Consider the following 22,897-nt stretch of genomic DNA (forward strand, 5'->3'; position numbering starts at 1 on the left):
AACTCGTCCTGGAAAAGGGCCTGCTGCCCGCCGAGACCCTCGCCGACCTGCTGCGCCCGGAGGTCGTCGCGGGCAGCCGCCAGGCACTGGCCTGACCCGGGTGAACCCGCGGATGCGCGCCGGGAACGGCCGGGAGGCACAATGGTGATCATGGCAGCGTCGACGTCGTCCCTGACCTTCCAGCCGATCCTGGAGCGCATCGCGGAGGAGATCGAGCGGACCCCCGGCCGCGGCCGGCCCGCCGACTACATCCCCGCGCTCGCGGCCTGCGACCCACGGGCCTTCGGCATGGCCGTCGCCGAACTCGACGGCACGGTGTACGGCGTGGGGGACTGGCGCGAGCCGTTCTCCACGCAGTCCATCACCAAGGTCTTCACCCTCGCGCTCGGCCTGGCCCGCGAGGGCGACGAACTCTGGGAGCACGTGGGCCGCGAGCCCTCCGGCAACCCCTTCAACTCCCTGATCCAGCTCGAGTACGAGAGCGGCATCCCGCGCAACCCGTTCATCAACGCGGGCGCGCTCGTCGTCACCGACCGCCTCCAGACCCGTACCGGAGACGCGGCCGGCGAACTCCTCGCCTTCCTGCGCACCGAGAGCGGCAACCCGGCCCTGGACTTCGACAAGGACGTCGCCGCCTCCGAGACGGCACACGGCGACCGCAACGCCGCGCTCGCCCATTTCATGGCGTCCTACGGCAACATCGACAACCCTGTGCCGGCCCTGCTCGACCAGTACTTCCGCCAGTGCTCGATCAAGGCCTCCTGCGCCGACCTCGCCCTGGCGACCTCTTTCCTCGCCCGTCACGGCGTCCGCGCCGACGGCACCCGCCTGCTCACCCGCAGCGAGGCCAAACAGATCAACGCGGTCATGCTGACCTGCGGGACGTATGACGCGGCAGGCGACTTCGCGTATCGGGTCGGACTCCCGGGCAAGAGCGGCGTCGGAGGCGGCATCATCGCCGTCGTACCGGGCCGCTGCACACTGTGCGTGTGGAGCCCCGGCCTGGACGAACGGGGCAATTCGGTGGCAGGGGTGGCGGCCCTGGACAGATTTACGACGCTGACAGGCCTGTCGGTGTTCTGACAGTACTTTCTGACGAGGGATGCGCCCCTGCCGCCGAGGGGCGCGGGGAACTGCGCGACCAGCCCCATACGGCCCGCACACTGCAAACCACCGCAACCAGCCAGACGCTTCCCAGCCAACAAGCCAACCCGCAGACGATCACGCGCCGGACACACCCCGGCCTCCCCTCAGAGGGAACCCCGTCAACTCTTGGCCACCCGGCGTTGACAGCCTGACCGAGTGTTGGCCATGGCTTTCCCCGTCGATCTCCGCCGCTGCCAGATACTCGGTCTGGCCGGCACCGCCTTCCTCGCCCTGGGCGGTGAGACCGCCGGTGCGCTGCCGGTCCGGGAACTCCTGGCCCCGAGCTCGGTGCACGCCGCCCTCGGCCTGGTCGGCGTCTACTTCGGCGTGGTCCTGCTGATAGCGGCGTGGCTGCTGCTCGGCCGGCTCGTGCGCAGCGCCGACCCGCCGACCCCGCGCGCCCTGCTGCTGGTCCTGGCCGTCTGGGCCGCCCCGCTGCTGATCGCGCCGCCGCTGTTCAGCCGGGACGTGTACAGCTACCTGGCCCAGGGCGCCATGGTCGACGCCCAGATCGACGTGTACGCGTACGGCCCCTCCCACCTCGGCGGCCCGCTCGCGGACGAGGTCGCCCCGCTGTGGCGGCACACGGCCGCCCCCTACGGCCCGGTGTTCCTCGGCGTCGCCTCCGCGCTGTCCGGCGCGACCCGCGGCGAACTGCCCGCCGGACTCCTCGGCATGCGGCTGATAGCGCTCCTCGGAGTGGCCCTGATGGCGGCCGCGCTGCCGCGGCTGGCCCGGCACAGCGGAGCCGACCCGTCCGCCGCGCTGTGGCTGGGTGCCCTGAACCCGCTCGTGCTGCTGCACCTGGTCGCCGGTGCCCACAACGACGCCATCATGCTCGGCCTGCTCGGCGCCGGACTGGTGGCCGCGCTCGGCCGGTGGCCCGTCCTGGGGGCCGTACTCGTCACGCTGGCCGCGCTGGTCAAGGCGCCCGCCGCACTGGGGCTCGTCGCCGTCGTACTGCTGCGGATGCGGGCCGGTCACCACCCGGCGAAGGCCGTCCTGACCACGACCGCCGCCTCAGCCGCCACCACGGTCGCCGTCACCGCCGTGACGGGCACCGGATACGGCTGGATCGGCGCCCTGGACACGCCGGTCTCCCCGCAGAACTGGGCGCTCACCAGCCTGCTCGGCCGCGCCACCGCCTCGCTGCTGGAGCGGGCCGGCAGCGATCTGGCGCCGCTGGCGGTCCCGGTGTGGCACACCTTGGGACTGGTGCTCACGGCGGTTCTCGTGGCCCTCATATGGTGGCGCTGGCGTCCGCGCCCCGTGTACGCGCTCGGCCTGAGCCTGGCCGCGGTGGCCGCCTTCGGACCGGCGATCCGCCCCTGGTACGCGCTGTGGGGCCTGTTCCTCATCGCCGCCGCGGCGCCCAGCGCCTCGGTACGGCACCGGGTGGCGGCCCTGACCGGGGTGCTCGCGCTCGCCGTGCTGCCCAGCGGCGGCTCCGCCGACGCCGGCCAGTTGGTGCTGGCGGTCTCCGGCGGCGTGCTCGCCGTGGTCGTCCTGTGGCAGGCGCACCTCGCGGCGCAGGCCCCGGCGTTGGAGCGCATCGCATGAGGCTGCCGCGCACCGACCGCGGCAAGCTGGCGCTGGTGCTCGTCCTCGCCGCCGCCGTGACCGTCTTCACCGCCACCGTGCCGCTGCTGCGCGACTGGTTCGACCTGCGCGTCTACTACGGCACCGTCGACCACTGGATCCACCACGACGGCCGTATCTACGACTACCGGGTGCCCGGCACGACGTACGGCTTCACCTACCCGCCGTTCGCCGCCGTCGTCATGCTGCCGATGGCGCTGGTGGACCTGCATGTCGCCATCGCGCTCGCGCTGCTGCTCAACCTGGTGGCGCTGGCCTTCGTGCTGCGGGTGCTGGCCGGGCGGGCCTGGCGGCGTCTCGGCTGGTACGGCTGTGCGCTGGCCGTCTGCGGGCTGGCGCTGTTCGAACCGCTGCGGGACACCCTCAGCTTCGGTCAGGTGAACATCCTGCTGCTGGCGCTGGTGCTGCTCGACTGCTGGTTGCTGGCGACCGGCCGGGAGCGCTGGGCGGGTGTGGGCATCGGCCTCGCGGCCGCGATCAAGCTGACGCCCGCCGCGTTCATCGGCCTGCTTCTGGTGGCCCGGCGCTGGCGTGCCGCCGCGGTGGCGACGGCCGTGGCCGCCGCGGCGACGGCGCTGGCGGCCTGGGTCGCGCCGGACGCCTCCCGCTTCTACTGGACGCACGCGATGTGGGACACCACCCGGGTGGGCCGCCTCGACTATGTCTCCAACCAGTCGCTGCAAGGCATCCTCGCCCGCCTGGACGTGTCGAGCCGCGCGGTGTGGGCGGTCGTGGTGCTGCTGGTCCTCGGCGTCTGGGCGGCGCGCACGCGGCGGGCGGTCGCGGCGGGGGACTGGACGGTGGCGTTCGCCCTGACCGGGCTGACCGCCTGCCTGGTCAGCCCGATCACCTGGGTCCACCATCTGGTGTGGCTGCTGCCGTCCTTCGCCGTCCTGGTCCGCGACGGACATCGCCGCGTCGCCGCCGCCCTGTACGCGGTGCTGTGCACCAGTGTGGTGTGGCTGTGGTTCGACGACGCCTCCGGCGTGGACGGCTTCCTCGGCAGCAACATCTACGTCTGGATCACCCTGGGCCTGCTGCTGTGGCTGCCGGCCGGTCAACCGGGCTCCGGCCGCTCGACCCTGCCGCGCGTCACGAGCGACACGGCACCGGCCCCGACCCCGGCGGCACCCGCGACAACGCAGGCCTCCGCCCAGCCGGCCTCGCCCTCGGACCCCACCGCCGCCACCACGGGCACCGTCGCCGGACCCGGCCTCGGCTTGGCCCGCAAGCCGTCGAGCGAGCCCACCGGATCGACCCGCCCGGCCGCACCGAACCCCCAGTCGAGCAGCTCGCCGGCCTCCTCGTAGACCGCGAACCCGCCGCCCGCCCGGGGGTTGAGCACCGTCACCACGAGGGTGCGGCCGCCCCGGCGGGCGGCGGCGACGAGCGTGTTGCCCGCCTTGCTGGTGTAGCCGTTCTTGATGCCGATCAGCCCGGGATACGGGGTCACGCCGCCCGCGCCGGTCAGCAGCCGGTTGGTGTTGTGGATCGGATAGGCCCAGCCGCCCCCGCCCGGGAACTTCGCCTCGGCCGTTCCGCAGTACCGCGCGAACTCTTCGTTGCGCAGCCCCGCCCGGCCGAACACCGCCAGGTCGTACGCCGACGACACCTGGCCGGGCGTGTCGTAGCCGTCCGGCGACAGCACCCGGGTGTCGAGGGCGCCCAGGGAACGCGCCTTGGCCTGCATCCGCTCGGCCGTGGAGCGCCAGCCGCCGTTCAGCGCGGCCAGCACCCGCACGGCGTCGTTGCCCGAGCTGAGGAACACCCCGCGCCACAGATCGGCGATCCGGTACGTACGTCCTTCGGCGACCCCGACCAGACTGCTGCCGGCCCCGATCCCGGCCAGCTCCTGCCGGCGCACGGTGTGCGGCACGCCGGCCGGCAGGGTCGGCAGCAGGGTGAGGGCGAACAGCGTCTTGAGGGTGCTGGCGGGCGGCAGCTTGCGGTGTGCGTCGTACGCGGCGAGGACCTCGCCGGAGTCCGCGTCCGCCACCAGCCACGACAGCGCGGAGACCCGCGGCACCCGGGGCGCCCCGGCATGCGGCCGCACATGGATGCCGGACCGGTACAGCAGCGAGGGCCGTGGGGCCGCCGCCGCCCGGGGTTCGCCGTGCGGTTCGGGGTCGTGCCCGGTGCGGGCGACCGCGGCGGTGGGCGCGAGCGCCAGCAGTCCCGTCGCGCAGAGCGCGCAGACGGACACAAAGGCCCGGGGAGTAAATCCGATCTTCATATCGCCAACGTAGGAAGGGACCGGCTTCGCGCCGCGCTGCCCGGGCCGTTCGGGGCGCGCCTGCACCCGGACGGGCGATGCCCGCGGCGTGTCACTCGCCGGGCAGCGTCGGCTGAATGCGCCGGAGGAACGTGGCGTTGTCGGGCGTCTCCCTCATCCGCTCCAGGAGGGTTTCCAGGGTGGTCTGGCCGTCCCGGGCCCGCAGGACCCGGCGCAGTCCGCGTACGGCGGTCGACTCGACCGGGGGCAGGAGGAGTTCCTCGCGGCGGGTGCCGGACGGGGTGAGGTCGACGGCGGGGAAGACGCGGCGGGAGGCGAGGTCACGGCTCAGCCGCAGCTCCATGTTGCCGGTGCTCTTGAGCTCCTCGAAGTAGAAGTCGTCGGCCCGGGAGCCGGTCTCCACCAGGGCCGTGGCGAGGATGGTGAGCGAACCGCCCTCCTCGGCCAGGCGCGCGGCACCGAAGAACCGCTTCGGCCCGTGCAGCGCGGCCGCGTCGACGCCGCCGCTCAGGGTACGGCCACCGGACGCGGCCGCGTTGTTGTGCGCCCGGCACAGCCGGGTCAGGGAGTCGAGCAGGATGACGACGTCCTCGCCCGCCTCGACGAGCCGCTTGGCCCGTTCGATGACGAGCTCGGCCAGCGCGATGTGCTGCTTGGGCGCCCGGTCGAAGGTCGAGGCGTACACCTCGCCGCGCACCGAGCGCCGCATGTCGGTGACTTCCTCGGGGCGTTCGTCGAGGAGCACGACCATCAGCCGGCACTCGGGATGGTTGCCGGCGACGGCGGCCGCGATCTGCTGGAGGAGGACCGTCTTGCCGGTCTTGGGCGGGGCCACGATCAGGCCGCGCTGGCCCTTGCCGACGGGGGCGATCAGGTCGGCGACCCGGCCGGTGAGGCCGGACGCCGGGTGCTCGAGCCGGATGCGCTCACGCGGGTGAAGCGGCGTCAGCTCGCCGAAGCGGCGGCGGTTCCGGTCCGGGGTGCGGCCGCCCACGCGGGCGACTTCGGTGAGGGCGCGCTGGGTGCCGCGCACGCCGTCGACGAGGTCGCCCTTGCGCAGGCCGTACTTGCGGATCAGCGCGGGGGAGACCTGGAGGTCGGCGGGCGAGGGCAGCAGGTTCCCGGCGCGCAGGTGCCCCTTTCCGTTCGCGTCGATGTCGAGGACACCGGTGACGGCGCGGACCGGGGGCTGCTGCTGGACTGTGGGGTGTTCGAGTGTGCTGGTCATGGAGGCGGGTCCTTTCACGGACGGAAGGCATGAGACATGCGGAGGGAAGGGGCGGGCCGCGGACATCGGGAAGGCGATCAGAACGCCTTCGGGCGGCGGGAAACAGCACCTCGGGTACGGCGGACCGCTGGTCACGAGGTGGTGATGAGAAGCCGGTACATGGACCGGCGGACTGAGAGAGAACCGGCACCGGCGCCCACGACAGGGGCGTGCACAAGTGCCATGGGGAACGTACCACGCCGGATCAGTGCCTGGCGAGCACTTCTGATCCGCACAACGTCTCTCCGGCCTCTCCTATTCCCTTCCCATGCCATGCATGCACTCAGGGAGAAAGTCCCCGTGGAGCCTTACTCCGAGCGGGCCGCCTCCGCCTCCTTCGCGATCCGGTCGAACTGCGCCCCCATTGCCTCGGCCAGGGCCTGGGCGCCGGACAGCGGCCGGACCATGACCATGAAGTCGTCGATCAGGCCGTCCTCGTTCACCCGCAGGAAGTCGCAGCCGTTGAGCTCCCGGTCGCCCACCCGCGCGGTGAAGACCAGCGCGTGATCGCGGCCGCCCGGGTCGTTGATCTCCCGTACATAGCGGAAGTCCTCGAAGACCCGCACGACCCCGCGCAGGATCGCCGCGGTGATCGCCTTTCCGGCATATGGCTTGAACACGGCCGGGCTGGTGAAGACGACGTCCTCCGCCAGCAGCGCCTCGACCGCATCGAGGTCGCCCGCCTCGACCGCCTCACGGAACGCGCGCATCGGATCACCTCATAGTCAATTAGTTGAGTAGGTGCCGATGAGAATAGTCACCTGCTGTTAACGTGTCCATATGTCCCTCAAGTACGCCGTCCTGGCCGCCCTCCTGGAGGGCGAGGCCTCGGGCTACGAGCTGTCGAAGGTCTTCGACATCTCGTTCGCCAACTTCTGGCCCGCGACCCCGCAGCAGCTCTACCGGGAGCTGGAGCGGCTCGCGCAGGACGGACTCGTCGAGGCCCGGTTCGTCCAGCAGGAACGGCGGCCCAACAAGCGGATGTTCACACTCACCGAGGCCGGGCGCGAAGACCTGCGCGCCTTCGCCGCCGAGCCGCCCCGTCGGCCCACCGCCATCCGTGACGAGCTGCTGATCAAGCTCCAGGCCGTGGACGACCCCGAGGCCGGCCGCGCCATGATCGAGGAGCGCATGACCTGGGCGCGCGGCAAGCTCGGCCGCTACGAGCGTGTCCGCGAGCGCCTGCTCGACGGCCGGACCGAGGAGACGTACCTGCGCGAGTCCGACAGCGTCGGGCCGTATCTGACGCTGCTCGCCGGGATCTCCTTCGAGGAGGGGAACCTGCGCTGGTGCGAGCGCGTCCTCGCGGTCCTCGAGCAGCGCGTCGCTCAGGGGCGGTGACGCGGATGTTCAGCCCTGAAGGCCCCTCCCTGCGCGAACTCGCCGTCCAGGCACTGTCGTCCGTCGAGCGCGGATACGACCTGCTCGCCCCGAAGTTCGACCACACCCCGTTCCGTACGCCCGACTCGGTGCTCGACGCCGTCAGATCGGCGCTCGCGCGGACCGGTCCGTACGACGACGGGCTCGACCTGTGCTGCGGGACGGGCGCGGGCGTGGACGTGCTGGCCGAGGTGTGCCGGCGCAGCGTCGTCGGCGTCGACTTCAGCGCCGGCATGCTCGATGTCGCGCGGCGGCGGTCGCAGGCCGGGGTGCGGGGCTCCGGGCGGCCGCGCGTCGGCTGGGTCCGCGCGGACGCCCGTGCCCTGCCCTTCGCGCCCGCCTTCGATCTCGTGGTGAGCTTCGGGGCGTTCGGGCACTTCCTGCCCCGTGAGCTGCCGGGGCTGTTCGCGCAGGTCCACTCCGTCCTGCGGCCCGGCGGCCGCTTCGCCTTCCCGCTGGTGGCTCCGCTGCGTCCGACGGACCCGGCCTATTGGATGCTGCTGGGCTTCGACGCGGTCATGCGGGTGCGCAACGCCGTGTGGCGGCCTCCGTTCGTCATGTACTACCGGGCCTTCCGGCTCGGAGAGGTGCGCACCGAGCTGGCCCGTGCCGGGTTCGAGGTGGAGTTGCGGGCCCTGCCCGAGTTCGGGCGACGGCGCGACGGGAGCCCGCGGGTGCGGATGGTCGTGGCGCGGCGGCCGGGCTAGGCGCGCGGGACGCCGGTCGGTGCACGGCCCGGCGGCCGGGCTCGTGCGGGCTCAGCCCGCCGCGGGCAGGGTGAACTCGTAGACCAGGGTGTCCTGTTGGCCGTCCACCACGAGGTCCGTGACCTCCAGGGGGCGGGCATGCTGGTCGTGGACCCGGCGGGTGACACGTACCGTGGACGTTCCCGGGAGGCGGGTGATGGCGTCCCGATGGTGCAGCGTGAGGCCCGCCTTGCGCATCCAGTCGTAGGCGCGGCGCAGTTGGGCCGAACCGGTGGCGTCCGTGCGGTCGCGATAGCGGGCCAGTTCCGCCACCTCGGCGAGCGCCACCGCGGAGAAGGACGTCACGGCCGTACGCCGACCGACCCCGTCGGCGTCCGCGGACTCGTAGCGGTGCACCAGGGTCCGTCGGTGCGGCGCGAGACCCAGGGCCTCGGCGTGCTCCGGCGGGGGCGCCTCCCAGGCGACCGTGGCCCGATCCGCGGCGCCCGGGCCCGCGCTGCGGGCGCCGACGGGGAAGGTCGGCGAGGTCGCCGTCTCGACCGGCAGGCCGGGCAGCGTGGCATGGCTGCCCCGCCGGTCGGTGGCGACCACACCGCCGCGCCGCAGCACCTCCAGTGCCTGCCGTACGGTCTCCCTGCTGACCCCGAAGTGCTCCGCCAACTGCCGTTCCCCCGGCAGTCGTTCACCGGGCGGGACGGTCCCGTCACGCAGCTCGCCGAGCAACTCGGCGGCGATCCTCCAGTACAGCGGCTGCGCGTCCGTGAGCGAACGGTCGTGCGGGATGGTGCGGGCCATGCCGCGCCTCCTGTGGTGACGTGTCGTAGCCGTGCGGGCTCCTTGCGTCACCAGATCCAAGCACTGGTCTAAACCACCAGGGAAGAGCGGCCCGTCACTTCGGCCGAAACGGCTCGCGCGAACCGGTCGTCACAGGGCGCCGTACAGGGCGTCCACCAACGCCATCTTCCGCGGGTCGTCCGCGATATGAGGCCCCATCCGGTTCATCACATAGCCCAGCGACACCCCGGCCTCCGGGTCCGCCAGCCCGCACGAGCCGCCGAAGCCGTCGTGTCCGAAAGCCCGCGGGTTGGGCCCGTACGAGCCGTTCGGCCCGCTCAGCCACAGGCCGAGGGTGGCCTCGGTGTCGCTCTCGAACCCGGCACCGAGCACCAGATCGCGGCAAGCGCCCTGTCCCTCGCGCACCCGCTCGGCCGCCTCGGGGGACAGGACGCGGCGGTCGCCGTAGGAGCCGTGCCCCGCGAAGATCCCGTACAGCGCGGCCACCGCCCGCGCGGTGCCGTGCCCGTTGACGGCGGGGAGCTCGGCGGCCCGCCACTGCGGCGAGTTGGCCTCGTTCGGCCCCACCGCGGGGTTGGTCAGCGCGGCCAGGGCGGCGGGCGCCAACTGACTGAAGACCGCCGCCTGTTCACTGCTGCGCGCGACCGGCGGCTGCACCAGCTCGGCCACCCGTCCGGATTCCTTCTCCGGCAGCCCGATCGTGAAGTCGATCCCGAGCGGCCCGGTCACCTCCCGCTCCAGGAACGCCCCCGGCAGCAGCCCCGACACCCGGCGCACGACCTCCCCGACCAGGAAGCCGTAGGTGAGCGCGTGATACCCGGACCGGGTCCCCGGCGCCCACCACGGCTCCATCGCCGCCAGCCGCTGGGTCGTCAACTCCCAGTCGCACAGTTGCCGGAGCGTGTGCGGCTCCCGCAGCCCGGACAGGCCGGCGCGGTGCGACAGCAGATGCCGTACGAGGATCTGTTCCTTGCCCGCCGCCGCGAACTCCGGCCAGTACGTGGCCACCGGCGCGTCGAAGTCGAGCAGCGCCCGGTCGGCGAGGATGTGCGCGCACAGCGCTGTCGGGCCCTTGGTCGTCGACCACACGTTGACCAGCGTGTCGCGCTCCCAGGGGCGGCTGTGCGCCGCGTCGGCCCACCCGCCCCACAGGTCCACCACCGTCCTGCCGTCCACCGTGACGGCGACCGCGGCGCCCAGTTCCGCGCGCTCACGGAAGTTCGCCTCGAACGCCGTCCGCACCGCCTCGAACCGCGGATCGCACTGCCCGTGCACCTGTGCCCCGTGCTCTGCCATGGCCCACCCCTCGCCGTCCGCCGGAAACCCCGGGGCGCGTCCCCGCGTCCTGGGCCCCCTGAACGTACCGACTGGTCGGACCAGGTGGAAGGGGGCCAGGGAAGGACCACGTCGGCGCGGTCACGCCATGCCTGGCGCCTCAGGCGTGCGCGCGCAGCCAGTTCACCTTGGCCGCCTCGTGGAAGGGGCCGCCGCCCTCGTGGTCGTTGAAGTCGTACACCTCGATGGCCTTCTCGTCGTGGGCCCAGGCGTTGAACGCCGCGAACACCGTGGAGGGCGGGCAGGTCTGGTCCTCCAGAGCCGCCGAGAACAGGGCGGGCGCCCGGCCGCGGGCCGCGAAGTGGACGCCGTCGAAGTAGGACAGCGTGCGCAGGGCACCCTCGGTGCGGCCCCGGTGGGTCCTGAGGTAGAGGCCGATCTCACGGTACGGGTGACGGTCCGTGACAGTCGCCGCGCGCGGGAAGTCGCACAGGAACGGCACGTCGGGCGCGATCGCCGCGAGGTCCGGGACCAGGCCGCCGACCGCGACCGTGAGGCCGCCGCCCTGGCTCACGCCCAGCGCGATCGTGCGCGAGGCGTCGGCCAGCGGATGCGAGCGGGCGGCCTCGACGGCACGGACCGCGTCCGTGATCACCCGGCGGTAGTAGTAGTTCTCGGGCGCGTCGATGCCCCGCGTCATGAACCCGGGGTACGCGGGCCCGGCCCCCACCGGATCCGGCGTCCCGCCTCCTGCGCCCCACGCGCTGCCCTGGCCGCGCGTGTCCATCATGAAGTGCGCCCGGCCCGTGGCGGCCCACAGCAGGTTCTCGTGCGGCAGGCCGCGCCCGCCGCCGTAGCCGATGAACTCCACCACCAGCGGCAGCGGCTCCGTGGCCCCGGCGGGCAGCCGCAGCCAGCCCTTCACCGGCTGACCGCCGAACCCGGCGAACGTCACGTCGTACACCTCGACGGTGGACAGTCCTGCGTCGACCGGCTCGAAGCGGGCGTCCAGGTCGTGCTCACGCGCTTCCTCGAGGGTCTTGGACCAGAACGAGTCGAAGTCCTCGGGCTCGACGGACTTGCTGCGGTACTCGCGCAGTTCGTCGAGGGGAAGGTCGAACAGGGCCATGAAGGACCGCCTTTGCGAAGAGTGACTGCGGTTGATCACACCGTACGTGGGTGATCGGAGGACTCGCCAGATCTCTGCCACGCCGAGCAGCCAGGATGGGGCCATGACGTGTGGCGCCGAACCTCCGGGTGGTGCCGCGGAGATCCTGGTCAGAGACATCGAATTGCTCGTCGTGGACGCAGGTCGAGGGACCTCGGCGGCCGGTCGGCCGTCAGAGATGGTCGGGTGACCGGCGTCAGGCCCGGCGGCCCGTCCACTCCGGCTCCGTGCGGGCCCACTCCTGATCCCACTCGGCGAGGCGACGACGCATCGCGGCGTGCCGGACGGAGCTGTGGCCGAGCAGGATGACGGCGACCGCGCCGCCCGTCGCACAGACGCCGATGGTGACGGTGTACTGCCAGACCGCCGTGCCGTCCGGCGGCGGCGCGACGCTCCGGCCCTCGGAATCGAGCCAGACACGGACCGTCTCGCCGGCCCGCGCGTCCGCCGGGACGCGCGCCGTGGCCGTACGCGGTCCGTCCTGCGGATCCGCCCAGCGGACCGTCGCCTGGGTGTACGGCTGCCGGCCACCGTGCGTCAGGGGAGCCGCGCCCGAGGTTCCGTCGACGACCTCGGCCCGGACGTGACGGCGTTCGGCGCGCTGCTCGCGGACCTCGGCCAGGGCGTCGTCATGGGCCCACCAGGCCGCCGTCACCCCGACCAGCGGCGCGACCACGAACAGCAGGACGGCCACCCCCAACACCGTCCACGTCTCCACGACATCGGACCGGCGCCGCAACGGACTCGGCCGCAGGCGCCAGCCGCGCACACGGCTTCGCATGGCGTTCAGGTACCCCGCAAAGCGGACATCGTGCCTCAAACATGCCGTCCGCTCCGCCGACACCCGGGCACGTACTGGCGGCCGGCACCGGAGGGTCGGTCAGCCGAAGCGCTCGATCCGGATGCGGTGCACCGGCTGACCCGCCGCCACCAGCAACCGCGAGGCATGCTCGGCGAACCCATTGGAGCCGCACACATAGGCCTCCCACCCACCAGGAGGCTGCTCGGCCAGGAGCGGCGCCACATGTGCGGCGGCCATACGTCCCACGGGCACACCCTCCGGCGCGCTCCGCGTGAACACCGGAGTCGTCTCCGCGCCGAACTCCCGCGCGTAGATCAGCTCCTCGGGGCTGCGCGCCGACACCAGCAGCCGCAACGGCACGTCCAGGCCGCGCGCCCGGTGGTGCCGCACCATCGACATCAGCGGTACGACACCGGAGCCGGCGCCCACCAGCAGTGCCGGCCGGTCCCCGGGCCAGGCGAAGAAGCCGCTGAGCGGCCCGCGCACCTCGACCGTGTCACCGGGCTTCGCGACGGTGTGGAACCAGCCCGACACCTCACCGCCCTCGACATGGTCCAGGGTCAGTTCGATGTGCCCGAAGTCATCGGGCGCGGAGGCGATCGAGTAGTGGCGCTGGGCCACATAGCCGTCCTCCGCGGTCAGCCGCAGCATCAGATGCTGGCCGGGCAGATGCCCCGCCCACTCGGGCACCGCGAGCCGGAAGGTGGCGGCGTGCGGGGTCTCGCGGCGGACCTCGGTGATCGTGGCCGTCCGCCACACCGCGGCGGCCTGCTCGCTGACGGCGATCCGACCGGGCACCGCGAACCCGGTCGGTGGCGTGAAGGTCTCGGCTGCCTCAGTCACCGGAGTACCGCTGCTCCTCCCAGGGGTTGCCCCGCGCGTGGTAGCCGTTCTGCTCCCAGAACCCCGGCTCGTCGTGGTCCAGGATCCGCAGCCCCGCGATCCACTTGGCGCTCTTCCAGAAGTACAGGTGCGGCACCAGCAGCCGCGCCGGGCCACCGTGCTCCGGAGCGAGCGGCCGCCCGTCGTACTCCCAGGCGATCCAGGCGCGCCCACCGGTCAGGTCGGCGAGCGGAAGGTTGGTGGTGTAACCGGTGTGCGAGTAGGCGACGGCATGTGTGGCGGACACATGGGGCCGGACCCTATGGAGGAAGGCGTCCAGCGACACACCACCGAACCGCACACCGAACTTCGACCAGCTCGTCACGCAGTGGATGTCGCCCTCGTACACCGATGCCGGCAGCTCGTGCGCCTCCCCCCAGCTCCAGCCGCGCGGCTCCTCGACCAGACCGTCGATGCGGAAGGACCACTTGGCGGGCGTCAGCTCGGGCGTGACCTCGGCGGACAGGACGGGCCAGTCGTCGCCCGCGTCGTGCTGGCCGGGCGGCAGCGCGGCGATGGGGGCACCTCCCACGCCTTTAGGGCTGTGGGGGAGGGCGCGGGGGCGTCCGGTGAAGCCTCGGGTGACGTTCATACGGGGAGTGCCTCCAGGCCGTCGGGGGCGACGGCCCGCGGGTCGAGCGTGATCGGTACGTGCTTCGCACAACCGTACGCGGTCCCGTCGATGTCCGGGACCCGTCGTGATCGTTGGGGTAGGGTTGGCCCTCCGGCCGGGACAGTCCCGGTCCCGCGCAGACCCGGGAGGTGAGACCCATTACCGCTGTGTCAGGTCGGGTGCTCTCACCTCGGATCGGCGCGGATCATCGCCGCTAGGCGGCCGCGAGAGCACCCTTCGGCTTCCGAAAGGCTCTCGGCTTCCATGCCCCCTCTGTCTCCTTCCTCGCCGTCCTCCCCGTCACCGCTCTCGTATGACGCCGTCGTGGCCGTGCTGCGCGCCGCGGGCTGTGTCTTCGCCGAGGACGAGGCCCGGCTGATCCTGGCCACCGCCCGCACCCCGGACGAGCTCGCCGCCATGGTGGACCGGCGCATCACCGGCCTGCCCCTCGAACTCGTCGTCGGCTGGGCCGAGTTCCGCGGCCTGCGCATAGCCGTAGAACCCGGCGTCTTCGTGCCCCGCCGCCGCACCGAGTTCCTGGTCGAGCAGGCCCTCTCCCTCGCACCCGACGCAGCCGTGGTCGTCGACCTGTGCTGTGGCTCGGGAGCCGTCGGCGCCGCCCTGGCCGCCGCACTCGGCTCCAACGGCCGGGTCGAGCTGCACGCGGCCGACATCGACCCGGCAGCCGTGCGCTGCGCCCACCGCAACGTGGCCCCTTACGGCGGCCGTGTGCACGCGGGCGACCTGTTCCAGGCGCTCCCCGGCAGCCTGCGCGGACGGGTCGGCATCCTCGCGGCGAACGTGCCGTACGTCCCCACCGACGAAGTCGGGATGCTGCCCCCCGAGGCACGCGACCACGAGCCGCGCGTCGCCCTCGACGGCGGTCCGGACGGCCTGGACGTCCTGCGCCGGGTGGCCGCCGAGGCACCCCGCTGGCTGGCGCCCGGCGGCTGCCTGCTGATCGAGACGAGCGAACGCCAGGCGCCGACGGCCCTGGAGGCCTTCGGCGACAGTGGACTGTCGGCGCGTCTGGCCGCCTCCGAGGAGCGGTACGCGACGGTCGTGGTCGGTCTCAGCCGGCCCTGATCAGGTCGTCGTGCCGCTCTTCGAAGAGCTCTCGGAGGGGTCGGGGTGGTGCCGGTCCCAGTGGCGCGGCCCGGGGAAGCCGCCCCGCCATTCGCCCGGCCCCCGCTCCGTGCCCCGGTCCTTCTTCCACTCGTCCCAGTCGCCCGCCAGCACCCGGGAGGCCGACCTGGAGTCGTCGTCGGACCGAGTGCCGACGACGAAGATGTCCTCGCCCTTCTCGAGGTCACCGGCACCGGAGCTCGCGTCCCCGTCGTGCCGGACCGTTGTGTCCGAGCCGACGGTCCACATCCACTCGGCGCCGTCCTCGCTCTTGACGGTGACCTGGTCGCCGTCCACCTTCTCGATGGTGCCGCGCTGCCAGATCCGTACGACCCACTCGTCGCTGTCGGGGTCCTTGACGGTCGACTCGCCGTGCACGCCGCCGCCTGCGCCGAGGCCGAACCACCAGCCGGGTCCGTGCCGTTGGCCAGGGGTGTCCGGCGACGCCGACCCGGAGGCCGCGGGCGAGGCCCCCTCGCCGGAGCCCGACGCGGTCGCGGCGTAGGCGACCGTACCGCCGAGGCCCAGCACGGCCACTGTGGCCGCCGCGGTCACCGCCCGGGCGCGGACGGACTGCCGCTGCCACAGCCCGCGCAACGCGGCCGTACCCCGCGCGGGGTCCCGCTCCGGGCCGGCCGGCCCCGTGAGGACCTCGAAGTCGCTACCGGCCGGCTCGCCGCCGGCGTCGTGTGCGTGATCCGGATCGTGTGTCACGGCTCGCTCCCATCGGTCACGGCACCCGGCATCCGCTATGCCATGCCTTGCTGTGATTGTGGGTCGCGGACGGTAAGGAACCGGTAATCAGTTCCTGTGAGAACGGGCGGCCGGCCCTGTCGGCGCGAGTGCCGGCTCTGTCAACTCGGGGGCAGCACGCGCGCGATGAGCAGCGCCACGTCGTCGGAGTTGTCGGGCCGGTGCAGGGTGCGCAGGAGGAGGTCGCAGCACTCCTCCAGCGGGCGGTCGGGGTCGTCGAGGAGCTCCAGGAGTGCGTCCAGGCGCTCGTCGAGGGGGTGTTGACGGGTCTCGACGAGTCCGTCGGTGTAGAAGACCAACTGGTCGCCGGGCTCGAGGTCGACGGTCGTCGTGGAGAAGGCGACGCCGCCGACGCCCAGGGGTGCTCCGGTGGGCAGTTCGAGGAGCTGCGGGGCGTGCCCGGGGCGGACGCGGACGGGCGGCAGGTGGCCGGCGTTGGCGATCCGGCACAGTCGTAGCCGAGGGTCGTAGACGGCGTAGACGCAGGTGGCGATGGAGTGGTCGAGGCCCTCGGTGATCTTGTCGAGGTGTTCCAGGAGCCGGGTCGGTTCGAGGTCGAGGGAGGCCAGTGTGTGCGTCGCGGTGCGCAGCCGGCCCATGGTCGTGGCGGCGTCGATGCCGCTGCCCATCACGTCGCCGACGACGAGCGCGGTCTTGCCGCCCTCCAGCGGGATCACGTCGAACCAGTCGCCGCCGACCTCGGCGCTGGCGCCCGCGGGCTGGTAGCGGGAGGCGACCTCCAGGCCGCCGGTCACCGCGGGATGGCTGGGCAGCAGGCTGCGCTGCAGGGTGAGGGCGGTGTCGCGGGCGTTCTGGTACCAGCGGGCGTTGTCGATCTGCACGGCCGCGCGGGCGGCGAGTTCCCGGGCGAGCAGCAGGTCGTCCTCGCTGAACGGCAGCGGATTGCGGGTGCGTTTGAGGTCGAGGGCGCCGAGCACCTCGCCGCGTGCGATCAGCGGCACCGCCAGATAGGAGTGCACGCCCGCGCGTTCGAGCTGCACGGCGGCCTCGGGGGAGCGGGCGATCCGCGGCAGGTCCTTCTCCTCGACGCGGGCGACCATCACGGGGCTGCCCGTGCGCACGCACTCGGTGACCAGGCGGTCCGGGCCGTAGCGGGCGACCTCGCCCGGCTGGTCGGCGGCGGCGAGGGCCACCGTGACGTGGTCGGACTCGACGGCCAGGGCGCGGAGCACCGCCGGCTCGGAAGGGCCGAGGGTGCTGCGTCTGCCCTCCACCACCGCTTCCAGCAGGTCGACGGCCGCGACGTCGGCCAGCTCCGGCACGGCGACGTCGGCCAGCTCGTGCGCCGTGATCTCCAGCTCCAGCGTGGTGCCGATCCGCGCCGAGGCGTCGGCGATCAGCGCCAGGCGCCGCCGTGCCGTCTCGGCCTCCACCGCGGCCTGGTGCTGATCGGTGATGTCCACGGCCATCCCGGCCACGCCGAGCACCGTCCCGGCCGTGTCCTCCAGCCGGTAGAGCGAGACGGACCAGTGGTGCTCCCGGTCCGGATCGGCCGGCGTCCGGCCCACGATGCGCTGGTTGATGATCGGTTCGCCGGTTCTGAGCACCGCCCGCAGGGCCGCCTCGATGGCGTCGGCGTCGACGCCCGGCAGCAGCTCGCGCGGCGTACGGCCGATGTGGTCCTCGGCGGGGATGCCGTTGAGCCGGGCCAGCGCCGCGTTGACCGAGACGTAGCGCAGCTCGGTGTCGAGGACGGCGAGGCCCAAGGGAGCCTGCGCGATGGTGCGGGTCGATAGCGCGACGTCCCGCTCCAGCCGGCGGACCGTCGACTGGTCGGCGCACAGCCCCAGTGCGTAGATGTCGCCCTGGTCGTCGAGGAGCCGCATGTTGCGGAACTCCACCAGGCGCGTGCCGCCGTCCTTGCGCCGGATCGGGAACGCCCCGGCCCAGCCCTCACCGGTCTCCATGACGTCGGAGAACAGCTTTACGACCAGGTCCAGATGCTGCTCGTGGACCATGATCCGGGCGGCGTACTGGCCCAGCGCCTCCTGCGCCGAGTAACCGAACAGCTCCTCCGCCTGGGGGCTCCACAGCACGATGCGCCCCTCGGCGTCCAGCACCACCGAGGCCACGCCGAGCACGTCGAGCAGCCCACTCGGACCCACCGGCCCGCGGACCGGCTCGTCGCCCTCGGCGACGGGAGGTTCGGCTGGAGACATGCCACGCACCGCCTTCGCCCTTTGTCGCGGCACGCCGTTCCCCCGTGCCGACTCCCCTTGTTCTACCGCGTTCAACCGTCTCCCGGCCCCCTTGGTGGCTCACTTCCACCATCCCTCAACACAGCGGCGGACGTCCGCCGAAGCGGGCAGCAGGGCACGCGACTGTGGCCGAAAAGACAGCCGACGTTCGCCGTCTTGGCCTGTACATGACCGGATCTACCCCGCCAGACTGTCCGCCGACACGCACCCACCCCCCGAGGAGTCGCTCCCATGGCCCTGCGCGCCCGGCAACGTTGTCACGCACTTGTCACCGGCCTCGTCGCCCTCGCCTCCGCAGCCGTGCTGTCCACCGCGGCTCCCGCGCAGGCCGCCGACACCTGGACGGAGGTGGGCTCCGACCGCGCCGACCCGCTGACCGAGAGCCAGGGCCTGGCCTCCATCGAGGTCCCGGCCAACAGCCCCAACCGCTACACCGGCATCGGCACCATCCCCGTCTCGGTGAGCAGCCGTGGCTGGAACCATGTGGGCGACCCCGACGCCTCCTACAACGGCTACTACATCGAGCCGTACCAGGCGGACTCGGGCACCGCGAAGATGTTCCGGGTGCAGGCGCCGGACGGGACCTGGTCGGAGTACGTCCACACGCTGGGCTCCGGAGAGGCGCTGAACAACTCCTTCGTCGCCGTCACGCCCGGCGGGCAGTGGATGGTCTCCGGCGAGTGGGGCACCATGACCCGACTGCTGGTCCACCCGACGCCCGGCGTCAACGCCGCCACCTCGCCCTCGGCGAACCTCCCCTGGACCTCCAGCATCCGGCTCGACCACGCCGTACGCGACGTACAGGGCTGCGACTTCCTCGCTGCCACAACCCTGCTGTGCTCCTCCGACGACCCCGCGGGCACCCTCTTCGGCATGACCAAGCCGCTGCTCCGGATCGACCTCTCCGCCGAGCCCGGCTCGTCCGACGTGACCGGCCATGTCACGGCCCTGCGTCAGCTCCCGCTGCGCAGCTCCTGCTCGGGCGAGTTCGAGACGGAGGGCATCGACTACGACCGCCGCACCGGCACCCTGCGCGTGATCGTCCTCTCGCCGGGCTTCTGTGTGCTGACCGACAGCAAGACGTACCGGTTCACGCGCGGCTGAGACACGGCCCGGAGGGCTCCGCCGGTAGTGCTCCGGCGCGCGTGGTGCTTTTCTTGGGGTTGGGGTCCGGATCCGCGGGCTACCCGTGGTTCCGCGGTGCGGCCACGAGAGGAGCGATCACGATGGATCGTGAACGACTGCACGAGGAGCCCGTGTCCGTCGAGATCAGCGGATGCAGCAAGGAAGACGCCCGGATCGTGTTCGACGCGCTGTGCGCGTGCTTCGAGTCCGACCGGGGCCCCGAGGACGTGCCGCAGCAGCTCCATGAGACCCGCCCGATGGTGTGGCTCGGCACGTTCGAGGTGACCGACGCACACGAGTGCCCGCCGCCCGCCCGGCTCTCGGCGTCCGTCGAGGCCGACGCCCAGGGCGGCTACTGGGCCATCGAACGGCTCCGTACGACCCTGGACTCCCTGTTCACCGTCCACGACCTCGCCTCGGCCTCGGGCGACCAGGAGCGGGAGCTGCATGTGGTGCTGGAGAGCCGGTGAGCGTGACGCTCATGCGCCCAGCAGGGTGAGCACGGCGCGCCTGTAGACGGCGTGGACGGCGGGCAGGTCCGCGAGACAGGCCCGCTCGTCCACGCCGTGCAGGCCCTCGTGGCGTACACCGAAGCCCGCCGTCGCCGGGATGCCCCGGCCGGCCAGGAGATTGCCGATGTTCGACGGGCCCGCGGTCTTCGCCCGCACCGCCAGCCCCTCCGCCGCGGCGGCGTCCAGCAGTGCGGCGGCGGGCTGCTGATCCTTTTCGAGTCGGTACGGCGGCCAGGACGCCACCGGGGTGATCCCGGTCGGCCGCGGCGTGGGCAGCCGGGCGTCCAGGTCGGTCACGGCCTCCCGGACGAGCCGTTCGGCGTCGCGCGCGTCGAACGCGGGCGTGGTGCGGATGTCGACGCCGAGTTCGCACAGGTCGGGGACGACGGAGAAGCCCTGGCCGCCATGGCAGGAGGTCACCGTCAGCTTCGGCGGGAGGGGGAAGTCCGCGGCGGCGGCCGGGAGCGCGGCGGCGTCCAGCAGGCGCACCAGCTCGGCCGCGCGCGAGACGGCGCCCGGCGTCGTACGGCGGCGGGATCCGGAGTGCCCGGAGTCGGCGTGCACCGCGATCGTGGCCCGCCACAGGCCGCGCCCGCCGACCACGACCTCGTCCAGGCCCGGGTAGCCGATCATCACCCCTGCCGGTCGGGCCGCCGCCGGGTCGGCCAGATAGGCGCGGGCACCGCCGAAGCCACCCGTGTGCTCGTCCACGTCGAGGAGCACGGCCAGTCCACCGCGCAGGTCGTCGGCGCGGCCGAGCAGGTCGGCCGCGATCCGGCAGAACACCTCCGCGGCCAGCTTGGAGTCGGCCGCGCCGCGCCCCAGCAGCCAGCCGTCGACGACCTCGCCGCAGTCCGGCGGGAACGACCAGGCGCCCTGGTCGCCGTACGGAGCCGTGTCCACGCAGGCGTCCAGCGCCCACCAGGGGCCGGGCCGGCCGCCCGCGATCTCCACCAGGAGCCCGACGACGGCGCCCCGCTCGTCGTGCAGGCGGCGATGCGGCAGGCCGCGGACCGAGAGCCAGTCCTCCAGGACGGCGAGGACGGGGCCGTACTCGTCGATGCCCGCGCGGCTGGGGCGTCGGATGAGCTGCTGGGCGAGGGCGACGACGTCGGCGTACGGGCTCATGGGGGCACTGTGCCCGACAGTGGTTCGGATCACCCTTCCCCACTTGTGCAACTAGTTGCATAAACGCGGCGCGGTCCTCTACAACTACGTCAGGCACGACACCGCGCACGGAGGGCCCCGATGAGCCGTTACCCGCACCTGCTGAGCCCGCTGGACCTGGGCTTCACCACGCTGCCCAACCGCGTCCTCATGGGCTCCATGCATGTGGGCCTGGAGGAGGCCGAGCGCGGTTTCGAGCGCATGGCGGCCTTCTACGCCGAGCGTGCGCGCGGGGGAGTGGGGCTCATCGTCACCGGTGGCATCGCGCCCAACGACGAGGGCCGGCCCTACGAGGGCGGTGCCAAGCTCACTACCGAGGACGAAGCCGAGCAGCACCGGGTCATCACCGACGCCGTGCACCGCGAGGGCGGCCGGATCGCGATGCAGGTCCTGCACTTCGGCCGGTACGCCTACCATCAGGACCTCGTCGCCCCGAGCCCGCTCCAGGCGCCGATCAGCCCCTTCCCGCCGCGCGAGCTCACCGACGCCGACGTCGAGCGGACCATCGAGGACTACGCGCGCGCCGCCCGCCTCGCGCAGCAGGCCGGGTACGACGGTGTGGAGATCATGGGCTCCGAGGGCTACCTCATCAACGAGTTCATCGCCACGCGGACCAACCACCGCACCGACCGCTGGGGCGGCTCGTACGAGAACCGCATGCGCTTCCCGGTCGAGATCGTCCGGCGGGTGCGCGAGGCCGTCGGCGAGGACTTCATCATCGTCTACCGGCTGTCCATGCTGGACCTCGTGCCGGGCGGCTCCACGCTCGACGAGGTGATCACGCTCGCGAAGGCCGTCGAGGCCGCCGGGGCGACGATCATCAACACCGGCATCGGCTGGCACGAGGCGCGCATCCCGACCATCGCGACGTCCGTGCCGCGCGGCGCGTACACCTGGGTCACCAAGCGCCTGATGGGCGAGGTGTCCGTCCCGCTCGTCACCACCAACCGCATCAACACCCCCGAGCTCGCCGAGGAACTGCTGGCCGGCGGGTGCGCCGACATGGTGTCGATGGCCCGCCCGATGCTCGCCGACCCCGACTTCGTCGCCAAGGCGCAGGCCGGCCGTCCGGAGGCCATCAACACCTGCATCGGCTGCAACCAGGCCTGCCTAGACCACACCTTCAGCGGCAAGATCACGTCCTGCCTGGTCAACCCGCGCGCCTGCCACGAGACCGAGCTGACGCTGTCCCCGACCCGGCGGCGCAAGAGCGTCGCCGTGGTCGGCGCCGGACCCGCCGGACTGGCCTGCGCCGTCAGCGCGGCCGAACGCGGCCACGACGTCACCCTGTTCGACGCCGCGAGCGAGATCGGCGGCCAGCTCAACGTCGCCCGCAAGGTCCCCGGCAAGCAGGAGTTCGACGAGACGCTGCGCTACTTCCGCCACCAGCTCGACTGGCAGGGCGTCGACATACGACTGAACACCTGGGTGTCGGCCGCGGACCTCGCCGCCTACGACGAGGTCGTGGTCGCCACCGGCGTCACCCCGCGCACCCCGGACATCCCCGGCGTCGACCACCCGAGCGTCGTCGGCTACCTCGACGTCCTGCGCGACGGCGCCCCCGTCGGCGAGCGCGTCGCCATCCTCGGCGCCGGCGGCATCGGCTTCGACGTCGCCGAGTTCCTCACCGACGGCGGCGACAAGGCGAGCGAGGACCCCGAGACGTACTTCCGCCACTGGGGCGTCGACATGGACTACACGGCCCCCGGCGGCCTCGCCGCCCCCGAGCGCCCCACCCCGCCGCGCACCGTCCACCTGCTCCAGCGCAAGACCACCAAGGTCGGCGCCGGGCTCGGCAAGACCACCGGCTGGATCCACCGCACCGAGCTGAAGCACCGGGGCGTCACCATGGTGCCGGGCGTGCGCTACGACCGCATCGACGACGCCGGACTGCACGTCACCGTCGGCGAGGAGAGCACGGTCCTGCCGGTCGACACCGTCGTGCTGTGCACGGGGCAGGAGCCGCGCCGCGACCTGTACGAGGAGCTGCTCGCCGCCGGCCGCAGCGCCCACCTCATCGGCGGCGCCGACGTGGCCGCCGAACTGGACGCCAAGCGGGCCATCAAGCAGGGCACGGAGCTGGCGGCGAGCCTGTAGCGACCGTTCAGGCACCGCGGAGGCCCCGAGGG

20 protein-coding genes and 2 pseudogenes are annotated in these 22,897 nt (G+C 72.8%); 10 read left to right on the forward strand and 12 right to left on the reverse strand.

The features are described from left to right. The 4 genes and pseudogenes from ACP4J3_RS44950 to ACP4J3_RS44965 all read left to right on the forward strand — a co-directional run. A pseudogene (locus tag ACP4J3_RS44950) lies at positions 1 to 95 on the forward strand (aspartate ammonia-lyase); the annotation flags it as partial. A 46-nt stretch (positions 96 to 141) separates the two neighbouring features. After that, on the forward strand, positions 142 to 1,083 hold the full coding sequence (locus tag ACP4J3_RS44955) for a glutaminase (protein ID WP_426543022.1): 942 nt from the start codon (positions 142 to 144) through the stop codon (positions 1,081 to 1,083). A 228-nt stretch (positions 1,084 to 1,311) separates the two neighbouring features. Then, positions 1,312 to 2,706, forward strand: a complete 1,395-nt coding sequence (gene mptB, locus ACP4J3_RS44960) for a polyprenol phosphomannose-dependent alpha 1,6 mannosyltransferase MptB (protein WP_426543024.1) — start codon at positions 1,312 to 1,314, stop codon at positions 2,704 to 2,706. Beyond that, positions 2,703 to 4,055 carry a glycosyltransferase 87 family protein gene (locus tag ACP4J3_RS44965; protein ID WP_426543026.1) on the forward strand — a complete coding sequence of 451 codons (1,353 nt, stop codon included), beginning with the start codon at positions 2,703 to 2,705 and terminating at the stop codon, positions 4,053 to 4,055. Before mptB ends, ACP4J3_RS44965 begins: the two co-directional genes overlap by 4 nt. 38 nt (positions 4,056 to 4,093) lie before the next feature. Here ACP4J3_RS44965 and ACP4J3_RS44970 read toward each other — a convergent pair. The 3 genes and pseudogenes from ACP4J3_RS44970 to ACP4J3_RS44980 all read right to left on the reverse strand — a co-directional run. Then, positions 4,094 to 4,978: pseudogene (locus ACP4J3_RS44970) on the reverse strand (D-alanyl-D-alanine carboxypeptidase family protein); the annotation flags it as partial. Positions 4,979 to 5,069: 91 nt separating this feature from the next. Continuing rightward, the gene (gene rho, locus ACP4J3_RS44975; protein ID WP_426543028.1) at positions 5,070 to 6,206 is read right to left on the reverse strand and encodes a transcription termination factor Rho; all 1,137 of its coding nucleotides are present in this window, start codon (positions 6,204 to 6,206) and stop codon (positions 5,070 to 5,072) included. Positions 6,207 to 6,553: 347 nt separating this feature from the next. Beyond that, complete coding sequence (locus ACP4J3_RS44980; RefSeq protein WP_426543030.1) at positions 6,554 to 6,955, reverse strand: nuclear transport factor 2 family protein; 402 nt, start codon at positions 6,953 to 6,955, stop codon at positions 6,554 to 6,556. A 70-nt stretch (positions 6,956 to 7,025) separates the two neighbouring features. Here ACP4J3_RS44980 and ACP4J3_RS44985 point away from each other — a divergent pair, with 70 nt between their 5' ends. After that, a complete protein-coding gene (locus ACP4J3_RS44985; RefSeq protein WP_426543032.1) occupies positions 7,026 to 7,586 on the forward strand; it encodes a PadR family transcriptional regulator in 561 nt (186 codons plus the stop codon). A gap of 5 nt (positions 7,587 to 7,591) precedes the next feature. Next, positions 7,592 to 8,332 (forward strand): class I SAM-dependent methyltransferase, encoded by a 741-nt coding sequence (locus ACP4J3_RS44990; protein WP_426543034.1) that lies wholly within the window; start codon positions 7,592 to 7,594, stop codon positions 8,330 to 8,332. A 51-nt stretch (positions 8,333 to 8,383) separates the two neighbouring features. Here ACP4J3_RS44990 and ACP4J3_RS44995 read toward each other — a convergent pair whose 3' ends face one another. The 6 genes from ACP4J3_RS44995 to ACP4J3_RS45020 form a co-directional block, all read right to left on the reverse strand. Further along, positions 8,384 to 9,127: a GntR family transcriptional regulator gene (locus ACP4J3_RS44995; protein ID WP_426543036.1), complete on the reverse strand. Its 744-nt coding sequence runs from the start codon at positions 9,125 to 9,127 to the stop codon at positions 8,384 to 8,386. Between the two features lie 129 nt (positions 9,128 to 9,256). Continuing rightward, on the reverse strand, positions 9,257 to 10,423 hold the full coding sequence (locus ACP4J3_RS45000) for a serine hydrolase domain-containing protein (RefSeq protein WP_426543038.1): 1,167 nt from the start codon (positions 10,421 to 10,423) through the stop codon (positions 9,257 to 9,259). Positions 10,424 to 10,562: 139 nt separating this feature from the next. Next, the gene (locus tag ACP4J3_RS45005) at positions 10,563 to 11,531 is read right to left on the reverse strand and encodes an acetylxylan esterase (RefSeq protein WP_426543040.1); all 969 of its coding nucleotides are present in this window, start codon (positions 11,529 to 11,531) and stop codon (positions 10,563 to 10,565) included. A gap of 235 nt (positions 11,532 to 11,766) precedes the next feature. Beyond that, the gene (locus ACP4J3_RS45010) at positions 11,767 to 12,351 is read right to left on the reverse strand and encodes an Rv1733c family protein (RefSeq protein WP_426543042.1); all 585 of its coding nucleotides are present in this window, start codon (positions 12,349 to 12,351) and stop codon (positions 11,767 to 11,769) included. Positions 12,352 to 12,450: 99 nt separating this feature from the next. Beyond that, a complete protein-coding gene (locus ACP4J3_RS45015) occupies positions 12,451 to 13,215 on the reverse strand; it encodes a ferredoxin reductase (protein ID WP_426543044.1) in 765 nt (254 codons plus the stop codon). After that, positions 13,208 to 13,846 carry a sulfite oxidase-like oxidoreductase gene (locus ACP4J3_RS45020; RefSeq protein WP_426543046.1) on the reverse strand — a complete coding sequence of 213 codons (639 nt, stop codon included), beginning with the start codon at positions 13,844 to 13,846 and terminating at the stop codon, positions 13,208 to 13,210. The genes ACP4J3_RS45015 and ACP4J3_RS45020 overlap by 8 nt, the downstream gene beginning before the upstream one ends. A 285-nt stretch (positions 13,847 to 14,131) precedes the next feature. Between ACP4J3_RS45020 and ACP4J3_RS45025 the strand changes: the two genes are divergently transcribed. Next, on the forward strand, positions 14,132 to 14,953 hold the full coding sequence (locus ACP4J3_RS45025; RefSeq protein WP_426543048.1) for a putative protein N(5)-glutamine methyltransferase: 822 nt from the start codon (positions 14,132 to 14,134) through the stop codon (positions 14,951 to 14,953). Here ACP4J3_RS45025 and ACP4J3_RS45030 read toward each other — a convergent pair whose 3' ends face one another. Further along, positions 14,954 to 15,706 (reverse strand): hypothetical protein, encoded by a 753-nt coding sequence (locus ACP4J3_RS45030; RefSeq protein WP_426543050.1) that lies wholly within the window; start codon positions 15,704 to 15,706, stop codon positions 14,954 to 14,956. 140 nt (positions 15,707 to 15,846) lie between these two features. Further along, a complete protein-coding gene (locus tag ACP4J3_RS45035; protein ID WP_426543052.1) occupies positions 15,847 to 17,925 on the reverse strand; it encodes a SpoIIE family protein phosphatase in 2,079 nt (692 codons plus the stop codon). 270 nt (positions 17,926 to 18,195) lie between these two features. On the opposite strand from ACP4J3_RS45035, the gene ACP4J3_RS45040 reads away from it, so the two are divergent. Together ACP4J3_RS45040 and ACP4J3_RS45045 are read left to right on the forward strand one after the other, a co-directional pair. Beyond that, positions 18,196 to 19,068, forward strand: a complete 873-nt coding sequence (locus tag ACP4J3_RS45040) for a hypothetical protein (RefSeq protein WP_426543054.1) — start codon at positions 18,196 to 18,198, stop codon at positions 19,066 to 19,068. A 122-nt stretch (positions 19,069 to 19,190) separates the two neighbouring features. Then, the gene (locus ACP4J3_RS45045; RefSeq protein WP_426543056.1) at positions 19,191 to 19,559 is read left to right on the forward strand and encodes a hypothetical protein; all 369 of its coding nucleotides are present in this window, start codon (positions 19,191 to 19,193) and stop codon (positions 19,557 to 19,559) included. 9 nt (positions 19,560 to 19,568) lie between these two features. Here ACP4J3_RS45045 and ACP4J3_RS45050 read toward each other — a convergent pair whose 3' ends face one another. Beyond that, on the reverse strand, positions 19,569 to 20,729 hold the full coding sequence (locus ACP4J3_RS45050; RefSeq protein ID WP_426543058.1) for a M20 family metallopeptidase: 1,161 nt from the start codon (positions 20,727 to 20,729) through the stop codon (positions 19,569 to 19,571). A gap of 120 nt (positions 20,730 to 20,849) precedes the next feature. Here ACP4J3_RS45050 and ACP4J3_RS45055 point away from each other — a divergent pair, with 120 nt between their 5' ends. Continuing rightward, positions 20,850 to 22,865 (forward strand): FAD-dependent oxidoreductase, encoded by a 2,016-nt coding sequence (locus ACP4J3_RS45055; protein ID WP_426543060.1) that lies wholly within the window; start codon positions 20,850 to 20,852, stop codon positions 22,863 to 22,865. Positions 22,866 to 22,897: the final 32 nt, after the last annotated feature.

The organism is Streptomyces sp. UG1, assembly GCF_049974585.1.
Taxonomy (GTDB): domain Bacteria; phylum Actinomycetota; class Actinomycetes; order Streptomycetales; family Streptomycetaceae; genus Streptomyces.

Excerpts from the sequence above, each read along its gene's own strand:
- ACP4J3_RS45000 (WP_426543038.1), bottom strand. The coding sequence starts at position 10,423 with ATGGCAGAGCACGGGGCACAGGTGCACGGGCAGTGCGATCCGCGGTTC.
- ACP4J3_RS45005 (WP_426543040.1), bottom strand. The coding sequence starts at position 11,531 with ATGGCCCTGTTCGACCTTCCCCTCGACGAACTGCGCGAGTACCGCAGC.
- ACP4J3_RS44995 (WP_426543036.1), bottom strand. The coding sequence starts at position 9,127 with ATGGCCCGCACCATCCCGCACGACCGTTCGCTCACGGACGCGCAGCCG.
- mptB (WP_426543024.1), top strand. The coding sequence starts at position 1,312 with ATGGCTTTCCCCGTCGATCTCCGCCGCTGCCAGATACTCGGTCTGGCC.
- ACP4J3_RS44985 (WP_426543032.1), top strand. The coding sequence starts at position 7,026 with ATGTCCCTCAAGTACGCCGTCCTGGCCGCCCTCCTGGAGGGCGAGGCC.
- ACP4J3_RS45045 (WP_426543056.1), top strand. The coding sequence starts at position 19,191 with ATGGATCGTGAACGACTGCACGAGGAGCCCGTGTCCGTCGAGATCAGC.
- ACP4J3_RS45035 (WP_426543052.1), bottom strand. The coding sequence starts at position 17,925 with ATGTCTCCAGCCGAACCTCCCGTCGCCGAGGGCGACGAGCCGGTCCGC.
- ACP4J3_RS45050 (WP_426543058.1), bottom strand. The coding sequence starts at position 20,729 with ATGAGCCCGTACGCCGACGTCGTCGCCCTCGCCCAGCAGCTCATCCGA.
- ACP4J3_RS45040 (WP_426543054.1), top strand. The coding sequence starts at position 18,196 with ATGGCCCTGCGCGCCCGGCAACGTTGTCACGCACTTGTCACCGGCCTC.
- ACP4J3_RS44980 (WP_426543030.1), bottom strand. The coding sequence starts at position 6,955 with ATGCGCGCGTTCCGTGAGGCGGTCGAGGCGGGCGACCTCGATGCGGTC.
- ACP4J3_RS45020 (WP_426543046.1), bottom strand. The coding sequence starts at position 13,846 with ATGAACGTCACCCGAGGCTTCACCGGACGCCCCCGCGCCCTCCCCCAC.
- ACP4J3_RS44965 (WP_426543026.1), top strand. The coding sequence starts at position 2,703 with ATGAGGCTGCCGCGCACCGACCGCGGCAAGCTGGCGCTGGTGCTCGTC.
- ACP4J3_RS45025 (WP_426543048.1), top strand. The coding sequence starts at position 14,132 with ATGCCCCCTCTGTCTCCTTCCTCGCCGTCCTCCCCGTCACCGCTCTCG.
- ACP4J3_RS45055 (WP_426543060.1), top strand. The coding sequence starts at position 20,850 with ATGAGCCGTTACCCGCACCTGCTGAGCCCGCTGGACCTGGGCTTCACC.
- ACP4J3_RS45010 (WP_426543042.1), bottom strand. The coding sequence starts at position 12,351 with ATGCGAAGCCGTGTGCGCGGCTGGCGCCTGCGGCCGAGTCCGTTGCGG.
- ACP4J3_RS44955 (WP_426543022.1), top strand. The coding sequence starts at position 142 with ATGGTGATCATGGCAGCGTCGACGTCGTCCCTGACCTTCCAGCCGATC.
- ACP4J3_RS44990 (WP_426543034.1), top strand. The coding sequence starts at position 7,592 with ATGTTCAGCCCTGAAGGCCCCTCCCTGCGCGAACTCGCCGTCCAGGCA.
- rho (WP_426543028.1), bottom strand. The coding sequence starts at position 6,206 with ATGACCAGCACACTCGAACACCCCACAGTCCAGCAGCAGCCCCCGGTC.